Source organism: Paenibacillus agaridevorans (genome assembly GCF_018604145.1).
In the GTDB taxonomy this organism is placed as follows: Bacteria; Bacillota; Bacilli; order Paenibacillales; family Paenibacillaceae; genus Pristimantibacillus; species Pristimantibacillus agaridevorans.
Genome location: NZ_CP075889.1, coordinates 8878774 through 8896973, shown reverse-complemented (window position 1 = coordinate 8896973; position 18200 = coordinate 8878774). Strand labels below are relative to the sequence as shown.

Annotated in this window: 17 protein-coding genes; 3 read left to right on the top strand and 14 right to left on the bottom strand. The window is 52.5% G+C overall.

Annotation, left to right across the window (positions count from 1 at the left end; translation table 11 throughout):
* Window positions 1-678: 678 nt before the first annotated feature.
* Window positions 679-1143: a divergent PAP2 family protein gene (locus tag KJW29_RS35370; protein WP_087566165.1), complete on the bottom strand. Its 465-nt coding sequence runs from the start codon at window positions 1141-1143 to the stop codon at window positions 679-681.
* A gap of 74 nt (window positions 1144-1217) precedes the next feature.
* Window positions 1218-2708 (bottom strand): tagaturonate epimerase family protein, encoded by a 1491-nt coding sequence (locus tag KJW29_RS35365; protein ID WP_214628187.1) that lies wholly within the window; start codon window positions 2706-2708, stop codon window positions 1218-1220.
* A 161-nt stretch (window positions 2709-2869) separates the two neighbouring features.
* On the opposite strand from KJW29_RS35365, the gene KJW29_RS35360 reads away from it, so the two are divergent.
* Window positions 2870-3715 (top strand): AraC family transcriptional regulator, encoded by an 846-nt coding sequence (locus KJW29_RS35360; protein WP_214628186.1) that lies wholly within the window; start codon window positions 2870-2872, stop codon window positions 3713-3715.
* 124 nt (window positions 3716-3839) lie between these two features.
* The gene (locus KJW29_RS36390) at window positions 3840-3965 is read left to right on the top strand and encodes a DUF6254 family protein (protein WP_222622747.1); all 126 of its coding nucleotides are present in this window, start codon (window positions 3840-3842) and stop codon (window positions 3963-3965) included.
* Window positions 3966-4227: 262 nt separating this feature from the next.
* Here the strand turns inward: KJW29_RS36390 and KJW29_RS35355 are convergent, their stop codons facing one another.
* The 9 genes from KJW29_RS35355 to KJW29_RS35315 all read right to left on the bottom strand — a co-directional run bounded on the left by KJW29_RS35355 (window position 4228) and on the right by KJW29_RS35315 (window position 9922).
* Window positions 4228-4515 (bottom strand): HesB/YadR/YfhF family protein, encoded by a 288-nt coding sequence (locus KJW29_RS35355; RefSeq protein ID WP_214628185.1) that lies wholly within the window; start codon window positions 4513-4515, stop codon window positions 4228-4230.
* A gap of 115 nt (window positions 4516-4630) precedes the next feature.
* Complete coding sequence (locus tag KJW29_RS35350; RefSeq protein WP_214628184.1) at window positions 4631-5440, bottom strand: ABC transporter permease; 810 nt, start codon at window positions 5438-5440, stop codon at window positions 4631-4633.
* Window positions 5437-6381, bottom strand: coding sequence for an ABC transporter ATP-binding protein (locus KJW29_RS35345; RefSeq protein WP_214628183.1), 945 nt, complete (start codon window positions 6379-6381; stop codon window positions 5437-5439). Before KJW29_RS35345 ends, KJW29_RS35350 begins: the two co-directional genes overlap by 4 nt.
* Window positions 6378-6587: a PLD nuclease N-terminal domain-containing protein gene (locus KJW29_RS35340; protein WP_087566159.1), complete on the bottom strand. Its 210-nt coding sequence runs from the start codon at window positions 6585-6587 to the stop codon at window positions 6378-6380. The genes KJW29_RS35345 and KJW29_RS35340 overlap by 4 nt, the downstream gene beginning before the upstream one ends.
* Window positions 6580-6822: a sigmaY antisigma factor component gene (locus KJW29_RS35335; RefSeq protein WP_214628182.1), complete on the bottom strand. Its 243-nt coding sequence runs from the start codon at window positions 6820-6822 to the stop codon at window positions 6580-6582. Before KJW29_RS35335 ends, KJW29_RS35340 begins: the two co-directional genes overlap by 8 nt.
* Window positions 6807-7151 (bottom strand): YxlC family protein, encoded by a 345-nt coding sequence (locus KJW29_RS35330; protein ID WP_214628181.1) that lies wholly within the window; start codon window positions 7149-7151, stop codon window positions 6807-6809. The genes KJW29_RS35335 and KJW29_RS35330 overlap by 16 nt, the downstream gene beginning before the upstream one ends.
* The gene (gene sigY, locus KJW29_RS35325; protein ID WP_214628180.1) at window positions 7141-7671 is read right to left on the bottom strand and encodes an RNA polymerase sigma factor SigY; all 531 of its coding nucleotides are present in this window, start codon (window positions 7669-7671) and stop codon (window positions 7141-7143) included. Before sigY ends, KJW29_RS35330 begins: the two co-directional genes overlap by 11 nt.
* Window positions 7672-7809: 138 nt before the next feature.
* Window positions 7810-9450 (bottom strand): PH domain-containing protein, encoded by a 1641-nt coding sequence (locus tag KJW29_RS35320; protein ID WP_214628179.1) that lies wholly within the window; start codon window positions 9448-9450, stop codon window positions 7810-7812.
* Window positions 9443-9922, bottom strand: coding sequence for a PH domain-containing protein (locus tag KJW29_RS35315; protein WP_108996028.1), 480 nt, complete (start codon window positions 9920-9922; stop codon window positions 9443-9445). The genes KJW29_RS35320 and KJW29_RS35315 overlap by 8 nt, the downstream gene beginning before the upstream one ends.
* 190 nt (window positions 9923-10112) lie before the next feature.
* Between KJW29_RS35315 and KJW29_RS35310 the strand changes: the two genes are divergently transcribed.
* Entirely contained in the window at window positions 10113-11393 is a 1281-nt protein-coding gene (locus tag KJW29_RS35310; RefSeq protein WP_214628178.1) for a methyl-accepting chemotaxis protein, read from the top strand.
* Window positions 11394-12447: 1054 nt separating this feature from the next.
* On the opposite strand, the gene KJW29_RS35305 is transcribed toward KJW29_RS35310, so the two are convergent.
* From KJW29_RS35305 to KJW29_RS35295, 3 genes are all read right to left on the bottom strand, one after another.
* Window positions 12448-12618, bottom strand: coding sequence for a hypothetical protein (locus tag KJW29_RS35305; protein ID WP_214628177.1), 171 nt, complete (start codon window positions 12616-12618; stop codon window positions 12448-12450).
* Window positions 12619-12816: 198 nt separating this feature from the next.
* Window positions 12817-13770, bottom strand: a complete 954-nt coding sequence (locus KJW29_RS35300; RefSeq protein ID WP_214628176.1) for a M14 family zinc carboxypeptidase — start codon at window positions 13768-13770, stop codon at window positions 12817-12819.
* A 288-nt stretch (window positions 13771-14058) separates the two neighbouring features.
* The gene (locus KJW29_RS35295; protein ID WP_214628175.1) at window positions 14059-18045 is read right to left on the bottom strand and encodes a fibronectin type III domain-containing protein; all 3987 of its coding nucleotides are present in this window, start codon (window positions 18043-18045) and stop codon (window positions 14059-14061) included.
* Window positions 18046-18200: the final 155 nt, after the last annotated feature.

Genomic DNA, 18200 nt, shown 5'->3' with positions numbered 1-18200 from the left:
AAACCGAGTACAATACGTCGTTGGCGGGGGCACGAGGGCTAATGTGTATGAAAAACCGAGTACAATGCGACGCTGGCGGGGGCACAAGGGCATATGTGTATGAAAAACCGAGTACAATGCGACGCTGGCGGGGGCACGAAGGCTAATGTGTATGAAAAACCGAGCACAATGCGATGCTGGCGGGGGCACGAAGGCTAATGTGTATGAAAAACCGAGTACAATGCGACGCTGGCGGGGGTACATAGGCATATGTGTCTGAAAAACCGAGTACAATGTGACGCTGGTGGGGGGACAGAGGCATATGTGTATGAAAAACCGAGCACAATGCGATGCTGGCGGGGGCACGAGGGCTAATGTGTATGAAAAACCGAGTACAATGCGACGCTGGCGGGGGTACGAGAGCTAATGTGTATGAAAAACCGAGCACAATGCGATGCTGGCGGGGGCACGAAGGCTAATGTGTATGAAAAACCGAGTACAATGCGACGCTGGCGGGGGTACGAGGGCTAATGTGTATGAAAAACCGAGTACAATGCGACGCTGGCGGGGGTACAGAGGCTGTACCTTACCTACAAAAACACTAAAAAGACGTCCCACGGCATCGATATCCGCGAGACGTCTTATACATTGTTACTTTAAATTCGAACTGTGACAGCAGCACTCCGCCGTCGCAAGTTACTATCGAGCTCGAACCGTCATAGCGCCCAAAACACCTACCGCTGCGCCAAGAATTGCACCAGCTAAAACCTCGCCCGGCTGATGGCCCAGCGACTCCTTCAGCTTCTCCTCGCGCCGCTTGTGGTAGATGCCTGGATGATGGCCGGCCAAACGCTCGACGTCCGCATCCAGATCGTTCACCTGGATCGCGATCTCTCCGGCATGCCTGCGAATGTTCATCGCATCATACATGACGATGATGCCAAGCATGCCCGCGATTGCGAATTCCGGCGTTTTCACGCCGTATTTGACCGCCGTGTAGGCGGCAAGCGCCGTTACGCCGCTGGAGTGAGAGCTGGGCATGCCGCCCGAGCCGACAACCTTGCCCAATCTCCACTCCCCTGTCCGCCATGCGTGCATCGGAATCTTCAGCAACTGCGCGGCCCCCACTGCGGCAAGCGCCGTTCCCAATCCTCGGTTAGCCATACGGATCCCCTCCTGACTTCTATTCTCGTCAGTGTTCCCGCAGGTTCCTCCCAGCATGCCAAAATATGATTAACTTATTTGCCCAGCAGCTCCAAATGTTTTCCGATGTGGCGTTTCAAGCCTTCGACAAATACGTCCTCACGATCGTAGAGTGTCTGGAAGAACTCGTCCGCAAACGTCAGGCTGCCATCTTCGTTCTTCGCTTGCAGCAACAAACCATACGTAATATGCAGCAACTGACGAGCGTTGTTTTCATTCATATATGCCGGCAGCTGCTCGTCCGTCACGCTTTCCAGCGGAGCTATCGCCGACAAATCCGTCGTTACATGGTAATAAGCAGTAGCCTCCTCGAAGTGATCCAGCGCATATTGATGCATGCGACGGTAGAGGGAAGGATTCTCGCTAGCGACTACGCGTACGGCTTCCAGCCAGTTCGTGCCAGCCGTCTTTAGGTGGAACAGCCCCTTCGTATACTGGCCGATGAGCGGGAACACACTGAACTTATCACTGCCGGAATGAATGCTCAGCTTGTAACCAAAGTGTACCGCGATTGCCGCATGGCTGGCCAACTCGCGCTCAAATTGCGCGATGTCTCCGATATAGTCGATGCCCTTCTGGAATTCTCCGCAGAACCGCGGAGCCATGCTGAAAATGGATACGCCGCGATGACGCAGCTCGTTCGCTACCAGGTAATGAGCCTCTGGCGATGTTGGCGTCTCCGTCTCGTCGATCGAAATTTCGAAGTCGACCTCGCGATCCAGCGTTGCAATGTAGCGATTATAAATTTCTTCCATGAAGTTAATCGCCTCATGGTAGATAAGAACGTCCTTCACAAGCGATTCCTTTGTAAAAGCAAGCGTTGCACCCGGAACGGCTGCAGCCTCGCCCAAGTAGCGGGATTCGTATTGTTCGCGCAGGCTTGCAGGAAGCGCTTCGTATTTCGCCGCGAGCTCCTCATCGGAGGCGCCGGCGATACTGTTGTCTATATTCTCCGAGCAGTCCAACGTCAGCATCGTAAAGCCCAGACGCAACGCATATTCGATATCTTCGATTTTCTTGAGATGGTCACCGTCCGCACCATAACCGTCTGTATAACCTTCCTGAAGGACGGCGTAGGCGGCTGCGTCGAGCACGTCTTCGTAAGTGCGGCCCGTCAACGCAAGCTCGCGAATGCTTTGCTGCGCCAGTACCGGACGAATGTCCTTGCCTTGAATCGTCTCAATATGACCAGGACTGGCAATACCAAGTCGGTCGCCGAGTCCCATCGTTGCCACCTTCGTGCCGAATGCGCGAGGAGCTGTATAAGGGAAGAAGTTGTTGATGGTCAGACGATTGGCATGCGACAGCGCGCATAACTTGCCTTCTCCGCCTTGAGCAGGTTCGCCAACCAAAGCATCGTACAGATCATCGTCGCCAACAGCGAACAACTTTTTGCCCTCAGCCGTCTTAACGATCGCGATCGTAGTGCCGCCTGCTTTGGCAATCGATTTTGGATATACGGTATATTCGGAAGATACGAACTCGGATATATTGCCCGATTGCAATACTTCAGCCAATTGTTTCATGGGAATTGCCTCCTTTAGCTTTTCTCCATCGTATCGCAATTATAGAAAATTTTCTTATCATTTATTCTTATTTCCGATTAAAACTGTTCATATTTTGCGCCTCGTGATACGATTAATAGGATTGTTATCTAATTGGAGACAAACAAGGAGACCTGACCAGCATGTCCGATACAGTCACCTATGGCAATGAAGAGAAGGGTCCGATCTACCTTCAATATATCCGCCGCTCCGGGCCATTCGAGCGTACGCAGCATATGCATGACATGTACGAGCTTTATTACTTGTACGAAGGGGAGCGAATGTACTTTATTCGCGATCGCTCCTTCTTGATCTTGCCTGGCGACCTGGTGCTCATCAATCGGCGCGAGCTGCATGCGACATCGGATTCCGGCGACTTCGGCCATGCCCGCGTCGTTATCAACTTTAGCGATTCCTTCCTGGGCAGCGCATTGGAGGAAGCCCCTTACTTGCTCGATGCGCTTTCAATCGGCTCGCCCGTGCTTCGTCTTGATCTGCAAAGCCGCAGAATGGTGCAGCGTATCCTGGGTTCCATGACGGACGAAGCCCGGGAGCCGGTTCTTGGCCAAACTTTCGCCATTCGTCATTATTTGATCGAGCTGCTGTTGTTCGCTTCGCGTTTTATTAAAACCAATTCCGTGACGGTTCCCGACCATGTCAGTCCGCTTCATCGCAAAATCTCCTCTATCGTGCGTCACATCAACGCCCATTATGCGGATGAAGTCTCGCTCGAGGAGCTGGCAAGACGATTCGAGATCAGTCCGGCCTATCTGAGCCGAATGTTCAAGGAAGTGACCGGCTTCCCGCTTGTGACCTACGTTCATCTCGTTCGTATCCAGGAGGCGCAGCGACTTCTGCAGGAGACAAACGCCAAGGTCATTACGATCGCGGAGCAAGTCGGCTTCGGCTCGCTCGTGCAATTCGGCAGGGCCTTCCGTCAAATTGCCAATATTACTCCTCTGCGATACCGGCAATCCTCCAGAAAATAAGCCTCCGCTCGGACGCCGCATCTCGATTATTGTCGGCCACGTCAGCTGAGATTAGTCCATTTTGCCACGAATGCGGAAGGAAGCTGAATGCCATTCTAATGACATGGAAGGAGGTGCTTCATTTATGTCATCATCCAAGAACCGCCGGGAGAACGCCTGGCATCAACGCAAGCACAATCAAAAGCCGACGCACGGCAAAGTGAAGTCGTTTGAGGAACTGAGCGAGGGAACGCAAGACAACAAGGGCTAAGAAGAAAACATCTTTCGTGGCCACTCGATGGTGAGGCTTCTATACCTTTGCAAAGCAAATCTGCTTTGGAAGCATGAAAAACCGTCAGGGATAAAACACCCTGACGGTTTTTTGAGTTCGAGTATGAACAACGGGCTTGGCCGATGTGGACAGGTGTGCGCGGCCCTGTAACCCGATTTTCTCGGGTTACAGCATCCAAAGTTACTCCGCTACGCCCTGCAACCCGATTTTCTCGGGCTGCAGCTTCCCGCTCTATACTGCGTCAAACAATCTTCATCAAAATTTCCTCGTACCGGTCATCGAATGAAATGCGAAGTTCTTTTTCTTCCAGATACCACAAATTGTCTTCTTCCATAAAGAACAAAATACCCTCAATCTCGTGCCGAAGCCCTTCGCTTCGCGGACTATCCTTCGTTATGCCCAAGGACATTCCGGGGTGAACGCTCCCGTCGCCTCCCAGCCGGATGAATATTCTTAACGCATCGCCGTTCGACAAATCCATCTGCTCCTTATACCAACGCGCTGCCGCTTGCTCCACCACTAACTTCATCGCTGTCAGCTCCTTGAGGTTCTAATTACCTTCATTATACCTCTCAATCGCCGACGCTCCAACCCCTCGCCTAACCGTTTGACTTCATATATTTGGAAATGCTTGTCCGATAAGCTTAGTCAATTGTCGCCGAATTGCGGAGCTGCGTACACGAGAGCGCATACGCACCTGCAATCAGCAGCACGGTGCAAACGATGACCCAGACGAATACGTCCGTGTATTCTATCGTCGAGTTCGCCGCTTGCGCGGCATAGCTGTTTAAAGCGCCTGGCAACCAGCCCGCAAAATGGGGTGCAAGGTTGGCGGCAATGGATAACAAAGCTAGTAGCACAAGCACGCATGCCGCTGCTCCTGCGGAGCTGCGAAGTATCGTGCTAAACAGCAGCGTTGCAGCCATAGCGAAGGCAAGCCACAATCCATATAAGAGAAAGCTGCCCAAAAACTCCCCAAAAGCAAATTTTCCTATCAACAGATCCGTATAGTACCATGCGGCTAAATATCCGCACAGCAGTGACAACAGGGCAAGAAGCAGCATTGCCGTCAACTTGGATCCCAAATAGGCCATGATTGATACAGGCTTCACCAATATAAGTGAAGCCGTACCGCTGCTGCGCTCGCCCGATACGACTCCCATAAAGACCAGCACTAGAACAAGTATGCCAATCACGCCGAATTGGGACAACGTACCCGACATTACTTCGGAAGGGAGCGGCATCGGCATTTCGATCACCGTTCCTTCCGGAAGATTGCCCCCGTGCTCCAGAATAAGCGGCATGTAATAGATAGAGACAGGCTGCATGATGCCTAACGCGACAAACACAAGCGGTACCCATACCAGCTTCATGCTTCTCGCAAGCTCCAGCATCTCCTTGCCCAGCAGCGCTCCATAGCGGGATGTGCCTCCCTTTTTGCCTCCCTTGCTCATATTCTAACCACCTTCATAAAAAGATCTTCCAGCGTCGAATATCCCGCTTGGAGACGAACAAGCTTGACCTCGTTGTCTACGATCGATCGCAGCAAATGCGACCTTGCCTCCTCCATCTCCCGTACGCTCAAACGCAGCTCGTTTCCCTGCAGCACGGCATCTGCCAAAAGGGGATTGCTTCCTCCCTGTCCGGCGGCAACGGATTCGACCAGTTCCCTTGCCCATCGGCTCGATCCTTCGTCCGGTTCCAACGTAAGCTCGATAATCGGCTTCCGATAAGAGTTGCGTATGCCCTCAAGCGATCCTTGCAGCGCAATATCGCCTTTGTTAATAATGATGATATCTTCGCACAGCTCTTCCGCATCATGAAGCACATGAGTAGAAAACAATACCGTCGTCTCCCGCTTCAATTCGCGGATCAGCTCCAGCACCTCGCGTCTGCCGACAGGATCCAGCGCCGATACGGGTTCATCCATGATGAGTAGCTTAGGACGATGAATAAGGGCTTGTGCGAGCCCCAGGCGCTGCTTCATTCCCCCAGAATAACCCCCTATCTTTCGTTTGGCCGCATCCTTCAGTCCGACTCGCTCCAGCCATTCGCCTGCGCTCCGTCCAGCTTCCCGGCCGCCCAGTCCGCACAACTTGCCTGCATAAACCGCAAACTCCAGCCCCGTCATCCATGGATAGAATGCAGGGGACTGCGGCAGATAGCCAATCCCTTCTCTGACATCGGCGCGCTCGGATTGTCCTGCGTATTTAATGGCTCCGCTAGTCGGCTTCAATAATCCTGCGAGCATGCGAATCGTCGTCGTTTTGCCCGCGCCGTTAGGTCCCAGAAGCGCGACGCAGCGACCTTCTCCGACAGAAAACTCGATTCCTTTTACGGCTTGAACCGAGCCGAAGCTTCTTGATAGTCCGGATACCTCCAGCAGTATGCTCATCGCTCATTCTTCCTTCCTGCGATAAGAAAGGCGACAGGACCAACAATGTTTACGAATATAATGATCAGAATCCACATCGGCTTAGGTCCTCTCGTAGCTTCTGCCTTGATGCATAACGTTATTGCAATAACCATCAAAATCAATTGAATAACCAGGAACGGAGCTATTATGGGAATTAGCTTTGAGATTGCCAGCTCTTCATTCATCTTGATTCCTCCCTCTTGATTGTAATTCATGTTTGATACGCTTCCACCATCCTCGGCGCACGAGAAGCCAATACGCGACAAGCGGCAGCGGAAATTGAATCAATCCCCATAGCCCCCAGAACCAGGGGCCGCTATCGCGCTTGCGCGCGTCCACGAACAACCAGGTCGACTGAGGAATCAGCATTGCCGCAATCAGAAGCCAGAACCATACGGATTGTATTAGTTTCTCTTCCATTGCGTTCTCCCTTTCCAGGCGAGACGAAGGAGATGGAGCGCCATCCATCCGGCTACAGACAACGCTGTGAGCGCCTGAAGCGCAACAAACAATGCCAAGTTGCGGTTGATCGTCCAAGCCATGACTGCGACTACGATTGCGGCCAGCAATACAAAGATCAGCATATCTCTTCGCATTTTTTCTCTTAGCGCTATTTTCCCTTCCGCTACGAAAACTTCCATCGTCTGCAACTCAGGGGCCTGAGGCTCGAACGCCTCGTCCAACCGTCTCAGCTTGGTTCCGATCCGCTCATCGAACCATTGCTGGTTCCGCTTATCTTCATTGCCCATGTCCTCTCAACTCCTCTCTTAAACGCCTGATGCCGGCATGCAGCCTGGATTTGATCGTCCCTGTCGGCACCTTCAGCATCTCGGAAATTTCCTCCTGCGAATAGCCGTAATAATACTTCAACAAAATGGGGACGCGGTGATGCTCCGGCAGCTCCGCAAGCGCCTCAACGGCATCCGGCCACTCATCGAGCCTGCTCGTCACTTCGAATCGGAATCCTCTCGTGTAGCGCTCCTCTGTCAGCCATCTGCGCTCTCTCTTGCTTCGTCGCGCCTTGTCGATGACAAGGCGGGAGGCGATCGAGATCAGCCATGTAGAGAACTTGGAGCCGCCCTGGAACAGGGCAATATGCTCGATTGCTTTGAGCGCCGTCTCTTGTACGATATCTTCCGCTCTGTTTCTGTCCATTGTCAGCTTGAGCGCGTATTGATAAAGGAATACGTAATTTCGCCGCAGCAGCTCGGATAGAGCCCCCGTATCGCCACGAATGGCAAGTTGCACAAGCTTCGGTTCGTCTTCCACGTTTTTGGCGCTGCTCCCTTCGACAAATAATCAATTCCACTCTATGACGAGTAGAGTGCCTATTTCGTTCATTCGTTGAGAAAAAAAAATCGGCGAACGGGAAGGTCCCGTACACCGATGCCAATAGCCGAAAAAAAATCAAGAATTCCGTTTCTCTTTTTTTGCCGCAGGATGCCGACTATACCATTGCCACACTTCTTCGACTTGGTTGCGATCCAGACACGTCACGCCGAAAGCCGTGCCGCTGCCAAGCGCATGGACAGCTACCGATGACAATCCTTTACGACGCTGAGCTGCCGTGCTTTTCGCCTTAAGGGCAACGATACGGGGTCTGCGCACGAGATAAGTCGTTCTGTGCAGCAGCCGATGTCTCAGCGTGAGCTGCCCCTCTTTGAGCAGTCCTCCCGCTGCGCGATGACAGCTTTTCCTCCAGGCGTAGACCAAAGGAAACAGGAACACCGACCAGATTCCGGCCACGCCGAAAAATCCGATGCAAGCCGCGCTAATCATTACGGCGATGATATAAGGCACTCGGAGATAATAAAGCAGCGCCTTGGCAGGAGCGGCCGACAGCTCCCTGGGATCGAATACGCGCATGCCCGGTACGAAACGCGCCAGCAGCGAGTCAATATCCCGGAATGCGACGAATGGATGCAGCATCAGCTGCTCCTGCTTGTCGGACGAGACGATCTGCAGCCTCACCTCCGCGAATCCGATCCATTGACGCAAAATACTTTCGTTAATAATGACGGCCTGCACGTTCTTCGGATCGAACACGTACGACTTCTTCTCCAGCAATCCGTAGGAGATGCTCACCTGTTGACCCGCTCTGCCCATGGTAAAGCCGCTAAACTTCAGTATGAATAACCCGATGGACAACACCCATGCAAACAAGATGACGAATACGGCTATACCAACAATAAACAGAACGCTCGACATCAAGCTTTGGGTATCCTCTATCAGATGCTCAAAAAAACCATCGGGCAGCAGCAGCTCCAGAAAATCGTCGGCGAACGAATACAAGCCGCCGATAAACGCGATCGCAAGTCCGAAGTTCAGCGACGTAGCAGCCGCCTTGAACAATTGTCCCGTATCCAGCCTGACGGAGTCTTCCGCTTGACGTAAGGTACCATTGCTTCCAGCAGGAGTTTGCAGCTGTCGAACTTGCCCTTCGCTAGATGTAGTCGCACTAGTCTTCTCTCCCGCTTCATCAGACAGAAGTGCATCATCAAGCAAAAGGGCCTCCTCACGCGTTTCTGCAGCATCGCCATTCGGATGCGCAAGCTCCCGCCTGGCTGCCGCGGCAGCCGTCGCAGTCGTGGCAGCCGTTCCTTCGGCATGCGCCCTAAGCTGCTCCTTGATCCGATTCGCTTCGGCAACGGATAGCACATGCAGGATGCCATCCGACTTCTGGCCGCCGCCTGGCGTCTCTATCTTAAGCTGCGCGGTTCGGAGTAATCGTTGGATGAGCGGCTGCTCGACATTGACGGAATGAATTCGGGAATAGTAGATCGTCTTCTCTTCGCGAAACAATAGACCTGATCGGATCACGATCCGATCGTTCTCCAGCCAAAAGCCGAACCGCTTCCATTGCAAATAGCTTAAGACCAGCATCAGCGCAAACAGTCCCGCGGCTCCTGCAATCCAATACCATTGCAGTACTTTATCCCAATTTACACCTCTAAGCAGCATGATTATTATTAGCGGCAGCAAACCTTTAATAACGCTGAGAAACCCATACGCAATATACAACGGATGAAGGGATCTACGTTCATTCATCGCCTTCGTCCACCTTGGCAAGCTTGCCTATGCTTCTCTTTAATTGCTCCGCGTCGTCCCGCTTCAATCCGCTGATTTTATGGGTCGTAGCGGCAGTAACAACCGATATGGAGGCCAGCTCGAATTTGCGCATGAGCGGACCGCTGCCTAGCTCGACATGCTGGACGCGAACCATGGGCACCAGCACGTTGCTGATAAAAATGATGCCGGACTCGATCTCCAGCTCCTCCTCGAACAGCTCGTAGCGGAATCGCTTATACTTCACCCCGGGCACGATCCATGTAAATACGATCAGCGACAGGACCAGCAACCCCGCACAGATCCAAACGGGCAGCAGCGTCCAGTCGAACGCAAGCGCCAGCCCGAGATAAGTCAGAATAACGGCTAAAAATACGCCGTTGGAAATAAGCTCCGATATGCGATAAACCTTTAAATAATCACGATGAAGCCTTCTTTTCAGCTCCCTGTTCATGTACCTGCTCCTCTCTGTCATTCCCTCCTATTACATCAATTTTCCAAGGCAGAGTCAATAACTACCCTGTTCTTCAATTTAGTGCACCTGCCGAAATATGTCGAATCCGGGCCGATAGTGATCATCGTCACACACCAGCATCTCCCAAACTGATACAATATAGACAAACTGCCCAAAGGAGACGACATCTATGACCGGTAAAAAATTCGGTATTGTAGCCAAAATGGTGATGGGTATTGTAGCCGTATCCATCGTCACTTACGGAACCAGCGCATTCTGCCTGCTGGTCGTTCAGCCCGCGTTGCGGGATCAAGTCTCCGGCTGGATCTTCGTCGGCTTGACGCTCGCTCTAGGCATATTCTGGACAGGCTTGCTGGGATGGCTGGCTGCGAGATGGCTGGTTCGGCCGCTGATCGTGTTAACCCGCGCAGCCAACGAAGCCGCGGCAGGCGATCTGCATGTCCAGATCAACCATGTACGCTCCGACGACGAGATGCGGGAGCTCGGACTATCCTTCTCCCGCATGATCGACAGCTTGCGGGGTATGATCAGCGGCATTTCCGATGGTTCAAAGGTTGCCGATGCCAACTCCGAACAGCTTCGGGCATCCGCGGGCGAAGCCGCGCAGCATGCCGAGCGGATCGCCGGCACGATGGACGATATCGCCAAGAGAGTCGATCGTCAGGCGCAGGGCGCGGAAGCCATGCTCACCTCCGTCGAACGGGTCGTACAAGCGACGGACGATATTAGCCGCCAGGCCGACGAAGCCGTTGAAACAACGGCGAGGATGGCAGTAGCGATCGGCAGCAACGCCGAGTCTATCCGTTTATCGGTCGAAGGCATGCGCAAGCTTGCCGCTTCCAGCAGGGATTCGCTTCGCTCCGTTCGCGAGTTGGAGCGTTGGGCAGAAGAGATCGATACGATCTCCGGTCTCGTCGGTGAGCTGGCGGATCAGACGCATCTGCTGGCGCTTAACGCTTCCATCGAGGCCGCTCATGCGGGAGAACACGGACAGGGCTTTGCGGTCGTTGCCGGCGAAGTAAAAAAGCTTGCCGCCAATAGCGCGAATGCGGTTCATGACATTAACAGGCTGATCGGAGAAATGCGGGAGGAAGTCCGCCATACGGCGTCGGCCATCGCGGATCAATCTTCGTTAGCCGACCGGGAAGCCGGCAATAGCCAGGAGGCGGCAGCTGCGCTGCAAGCCATCGTCGGAGATACCGGCGCCGTCTCCCGGATCGTGGAGGATGTAGCCTCTTACGTCTCGAGCCAAAGCGAAGTCGTACGATCGACGCTGCAAGAAGCCCGGCAGGTCGCCGATATTGCGGAACTTATCCGCCAAAACGCCCAAGATGCGGCAGCTTCTACCCAAGAACAGATTGCCGCCATGCAAGAGATTGCCGCATCCACCGAGACGATGCGGGAGCAATCCGCCAATCTTAGGCGCCAGGTGGAGCGGTTCCGGGTATGAGAAAGCGGCCATTATCCGTAGTTTAGAGCAACTCTTAGTTCCCTGAACGCTAAAACTGCAACAACAACATCCCATAGGCGTTAATAACGTCTATGGAGCTCGCAACAGCAACAAATACATCCCATAGGCGTTGTTAACGACTATGGAGCTCGTAACAGCAACAAATACATCCCATAGGCGTTGTTAACGACTATGGAGCTCGTAACAGCAACAAATACATCCCATAGACGTTATTAACGACTATGGAGCTCGCAACAGCAACAAATACTTTCCATAGACGTTAATAACGACTATGGAGCTCGCAACAGCAACAAATACTTTCCATAGACGTTAATAACGACTATGGAGCTCGTAACAGCAACAAATACATCCCATAGACGTTAATAACGACTATGGAGCTCGCAACAGCAACAAATACATCCCATAGACGTTATTAACGACTATGGAGCTCGCAACAGCAACAAATACTTTCCATAGACGTTAATAACGACTATGGAGCTCGTAACAGTAACGATAACGACGTTCCTGCTTCGAGGCTGCCGAAGGTAAGTCTTGAGGTCGGGTGGCTTTCGCTCGCTCACAATTTGCTCACTGAGGCGCAATAGACCAAAGCCAGAAATGGCGGTGCAGGGGTAACGCCCTACCCTAGCACCGCCATTTCTTCGTTTTGACGTTTGATTCAACAAGTGAGCTATTTCATCAAGCGAGCGATCATACTTTTGAGACAGCTCCTTTTCTTATTGGCGATAAAACCCGCCTCATGCTTCCGAAGCGGCTTTGCTTTGCAAAGCTGGAGGTCGCACGTCTTCGAAAGGCCGAGGGTAGAGGTGGCGTCTTGCCGAATGCGACTTTCGTGCCTCCTGCCCCCACAACACCTTTCTTGAAAGCTCCTTTCACAGCAGTCGAGCCGTCCCAGCCTGCATCGGCTGTCCGATTGTTACTGACTAACGCTGCGCCTTCGAAATACTGAGTACTGCGATTCTCTTCGAAATCATCACAGAAAATCCACGCCGGATCTGGATTAGCGCATTCATTGACCAAGCGCCGGAATAATTCATTCCGTACCAGGAATATCTGCAAGCTGCAATTCTTCTGAGTACAGCACGTAGCTTGTCTCCGCAAAGGACGAATTCGGAATGCCGCCTGCGACTATACACACAAACGCTACCATCAGACAAAGCGACATGTTAACCAGCTTGAATAGCTTCTTGCACTTAAGCCTCATGAGATGAACACTCCCCTCGACTTTTCAAATACGGCACAAATCTCAGTCCATTCTGGCCACCTGACCTCTAATCATCCTCCCCTTTCCCTGTAACCGCTTACCTTTTTCCATGCTCCTCCTTGGATCATTCGTCATAAAATCTAAACAATGTTTCGAATAATAGTAAATGATGATCCAATATTTCGTCATGCGTGCATCTTAATCGACTGTAATCCAATCCCATATTCGTCTCGTATGTGCAACTGATCCCCCCGCAAACATGATGCATGGCGGAATCGATGCAGAATGCAGCGGGCGGTCTCCGTCTTCTGGACGGGATTCCGTATCATTAACGTAATACTCCAGTTCTCTTAACTCGCAAGCCTCCTGAACCATCCGGTTAAATCGATTCTGACCCTCTCGAACCCTACGATTGACATACGCGGTTTTAAGAATATGATTGATGCAGTTATCGCCGCCATGGAGATGCAGACAGAAGTCTGCCGCCTCAAGCTCAGCAATCCGAAGCAGCAGCTTGGTCTCCTCGGCCATAGGATCATAGAACCGATCGTGTACGATATTAACGCCATCGTCATTGAAATAACCTCCTAACAGTTCCACATGCTCCTTAATCGGGTGGACGCTCTTGCAGCCAGGCCAATCACATAATGTACCATCCTTCCAAGTGCCTTGAACAAAACGCCTGAACATCTCGTAGCTTTGTCCCACCATGGTGTCGACTGGGACGCGAGCCCGGCCGTCCGGGTTGGCGCATGGAATAAGAATGATCCGGAATCGCTCCTGTTTCGTATACAAAGCGTCCCAACGTTGACCGCGATAATCTTCGCCGGTCTCCAATACGCGGATCAAATTTAGGACCCCTGCAATGCCCTCAAGCTCGCCGCCATGTACACCGCCGATGATATAGAGGACAGGCTTCGCGCCGTTCGATTTATCCGCATAATAATTGGGATTGCGCGCACCGCAGGCTGAACTGTAATTAGCTTGCCGATGGAAATCTTCTTTCTCTCCATACGTGACCTGATAAATAGGCCGGCCACCTGCAGAGCTTCCGGCAATCGTGGCCTTCCCCTTCTTCAACGTGTTGATTTGCTGCTCCAACTCATCCAAGGTCGTTCTCCAAAATTCGGGCCTTCCTGTTTGTTCAGCCAATGAGATTGGCACCTCCTGGAAAGTATGTATTTATGATTAAGCATACTCCTGGAAAATGCGAGCTGGTATGGCTTATAGTTATGATGTTTACTCGAAAATTAATAAACTCTACCGGACTCGCGGCTTGTGAAACCGCACCGCAGCGCAATTTCCTCCACCGTCATGGCCGACTGCTGCAATGGAAGCCTTCGCCTCCCGAGATCATAGGAAGCTTATAACATGAAGAGGGAAGAAGACTTCGCATCTTCTCCCCGAATAAACTGGTTTACACAGCCTTCTAAACTACTCCTACTCCAGCAGCCAATCGTCCAGAATCATCTGGGCAAGCGCGGCTAGCGTTTCAATTGTAATTTCACCATGATCCAGCACATCCGCTTTCTCAATTTCACTCCAGCTCGCATCCCCTTGAGTGACGCCATAGTAACGTGCGGCGATGGTCAAGTCCCTGATTGAAACCGATGTAGCGCCAGGCACCAGGGTTACGATCTTGCCGGCGAAGATAGACACTGCCTCATCCAGCGTCGTGACGGCTTGATTGACTTGAGCCTGAGTCGCGCTTCCAAGCGTGTACACACCGTTTGCTGCGACAATCGCGTCATTCAACGCTTGTCGTGAGCCTGATTCATACAGTCCGACCTTGTTGCCTTCTTCCGCTTTATTGTACCGATTCTGAGCGGAAGCCAACTTCCCGGCCAAGACTGTCTTGTCTACGATTACGCCAGGGATGACAGACTGATGAAACGCAGTGATCGCGGCATTCAGAGCTTGCAGCGCCGCATCCACTTCCGCTTGCGTCGCCAGCACGTCCTCGCTCACCTCGGCCGCAGAGAGGATTGCACCCTCCAGTATCGTCTTGGAGCCTGCAGCGTATTGTCCCGGAAGCGTGCCTTCCGTCGCTTGCGAGTGAAGAAGTCTCGCATTGGCAATCGCTGTTTCCAGCGCGCCGTTGTCTGCCAGTCGCACAGCGAACGAGTAGCTGGCCGAGCTTGTGTCTATCTCTATCGCTGCGTCGAATAACGACGCTTCGAACTGCTCCAGCGTGACGATTGTTTCTCCCGGCGCCGCATCTTCCTTCACTTTAGCATGCAGCTTGAATAACGGGCTTGCAGCCTGGATCGCATCCTGGTCATCCTGCGTGAACATGATCACTCGCAGTTTGCCTTGAGTTGTCTGGACGGCGCTTGCAATCGCATACTTCGGCTGCAGCACCTCAATCGCCGATCCCGCCAGCGAAGTCGATGTGCCATCCGTAATCGTGTCGAACGACAGCACGTCGGGATCATAATCGACGATGACATCAAGCCCCGTAAAGCTGCCCTCAAGCTCCGAGACGCCAACGGTCAACGCCAGATCGCTGCCCGCTTGTACGGTTGCTTGGCTTCCGGTTAGGCTTGCCGTCCCGCTGGTCAACGGTTCGGTTGGATCATCGCCCATCTTGTGCAGGACGATGTAATCCAGATTAAGGCCGGAAGTTATATTCATCATTTGAATGGTATGAGTGCCTGCCGCAAGCTCGAACAGAAGATCGTTGCCCTCGGCGTCCTGCAGCAATGCCTGGTCATAGTCGCTCCATCCCCCGAGCGTCCTTGGGTAGTGGAATCGATACGTCGTCCCTCCATCCACCTGAAGATCCCTGACCGAGGTGGGCGAAGAGGAGGAGTATTTCATCCCGATCCGATAGACGCCGGATTCCGGGACGTTAAACTCCCAACCCAGCAAATGACCGGTTTTATCCCAATTCAAAAACATGTTCCCAAGCGGATTTCCCGTTGTATGCGACTGCCCCCGGTCGGCAATCGTTACGGTCCCGCCTTCCTGCAAGGTGAAGTCCTCGCCTTCAATGAGTACGCCTAGCTTGAAATTCGCATCCTCAACCTCGGTAAATACCGGCGTAACCAACCCAACTATCGCTCCGTTTGGCGTTACTGCATTGGATGCGGAGGAAGGAAAGCCGCTTCCCGCGTTATTAACCGCTTTCACCGTAAAGGTGTAGGATGTGCCGTTGTTCAAGCCGGTAAAGACGATCGGGCTATCCGTGCCTGTCATGATCGTCTCGCCGGGAGTGGCGGTCACGGTATATCCCGTAATCGCGTCTCCCCCGTCATCCTCTGGCGCCGTGAATGTAATCGTTGCCTGCCCGTCGCCCGCTTCGGCCATCACATTCGTTGGAACCCCCGGCGCCGTTGCCACCGGAGCATTCTCATTGAGCTGCCCGATATACGTATGGTTGTTCTCTGCATCATGCAGATGAATATGCTTGCCTGCCAGAGACTCATCATAGAAGATGCCCTTGCGGATCGTCGCTTTGACTTCATCGCTTGCCCAGTCCTGGATATCCAGAATTGTGATTTTCTTCGATGCGTCGTAGCTCGCATTATCCGTAATTTCGATCCGGGCTGCGGCGCCTGGACCAACGGCTTGATAAATATCCGCATAGTAGAGATGCTGTTGTTTATTAATATCAAGGCCTCCAACATGACCCGGCACTGAAATGCGATCGAAGCCAATCGGGTCTGCATCGTTCGCGCTAAACAGACCGGTTCCCGCATAGTCCTTATCCGTAACCATTCCGAAACTCGTATCTGTCAATCGATACAAGCCGTCCGAGTCCACCGCCGAACCGGCAATTGGTCCGCTTTTTACCCACAACTGCCTCACCAGCGGGGCCGAACGCCAACGAGTCCTGTCGTTAGGATCTAGTATTCCGCTTGCGGTCCTGTCTCCCGTTGAAATCGGAGAATCGTTGGAAGTGTACTTGTAGCCGGGTGTAAAATATTTGCCTGAAGAATACCATCCTGGTGTAGTGGTATAAATGTCGGATTTGTTATTGCGGGCGTAACCGTTCGAATCCAGGTAGTGCCAGATCCCTTTGACTCCCCAACCTTCTGTCCACGTCTGCAGATCACTGTACGAGTTGTCCTGGTGCTCGGCAGGCCAGTAGAGATAATAGTGCTCATAATACTCCATATGCGTCTGGTTATCAAGGACATAGAACTTCTTAATAGGCGTTCCTATCTCGAGCCCTTTGCCGTACGGAAGCTCCGGCACGGCTGCCACTGTAGGCGTACCGGATGCGTCACCGACAACCGTCCCCCTCCCGACAGGATTATTGAGTGATAAGGCTGTTCCTGAAGTTTCATCCGACAACGTTTGACGATACAGCATCGTTGGCCCCAGATCGCCGAAGTCGAACGTTCCATCCGTTGTTACGATAAGCTCGCCGCCTTCAACCAGACCGTCGGGCGCACTCCAACCGAGCTCCGCGTTGCCGCCGGATACGCCAGCCGGATTTACCACCATATCTTTGTCAATCTTCTCGGTGCTGATTACGATATTATCAAAGTAGCGATTCTGATCCTGAGGAGCGCCGTTGTTCCAGAAGTTCTCGAACAGAACCGTGTTAATGCCATAGGCATCATAATTGCCCACCCAGTTCATATTCGTCTTGCTGGCTTGCAGCGTATTGTTAATCCAATACTCGAAGACGCCGTTGGACTCTCCGGGATCATTCAGCTTGATATGAACCTCAATACTGTACCACTTGCCAATGTAGTCCTCGCTGAAGATAGGGGTAAGCCCCTGCTTAATGTTCAGCCACCGTAAATTGTCAAAGTCGTTATATTTGGTGGTCTGCAAGTTGCCTGCCTCATCCGTTCCGGATGCGGGATCCAGCAGCAAGTAATTTTCCTTCGGATCGCCGCTGTTGCCGCTCCAGAGATGACCGATGAAAGGCTGGGCCCATCCCGGTGTAAGCGTCGTGACCCTTGACAGCTTATATCCGCCGCCGCCAATCCAATTCTCGTCATGCTTCAAATACATGCGATAATAAATTTCACGAATGATTTCCCCTTCTCGCGAGACAGGAGCCTCGTAAGCGCTTGGCGTCTTGCCGAAGGCGACCTTCATGCCGCCGGCGCTGGCAACGCCTTGTTTGAAGGCGCCTTTCACAGCGGTCGACCCGCCCCAACCCTCTCCGGCTGTACGATTATTGCTAACATAGGACTTGCCCTCAAAATACTGATTGCTGCGATCCTCTTCGAAGTCATCGCAGAAGATCCAGGCGGGGTCGGGATTGGCGCATTCATTGACAGGCGCAGGGATAATCCATTCCGTTCCCGGAATATCCGGCAGTTGCAACTCCTCGGAATACAGCGCATTGTTGGACTCGGCGAAGGACGAATCCGGCTTGCCTCCTATCATAACTGTCATTAGCGCTAACAGCATGCATAGCGACATGTTAACCAATCTGTTAACCCTCTTGCTCTTCAACCGCATTAATTGAACACTCCTCTCAAATTTGTGAACCTTGGACAAGCTAATGACGCACCTGCTGCCTCGCTTCCACCTCTCCTCATATTGTAATCGCTTACATAATTTACTGTACTTGAACAGCCTCTCCCATTAAAATGACCGGTATTTACGATTGGGTA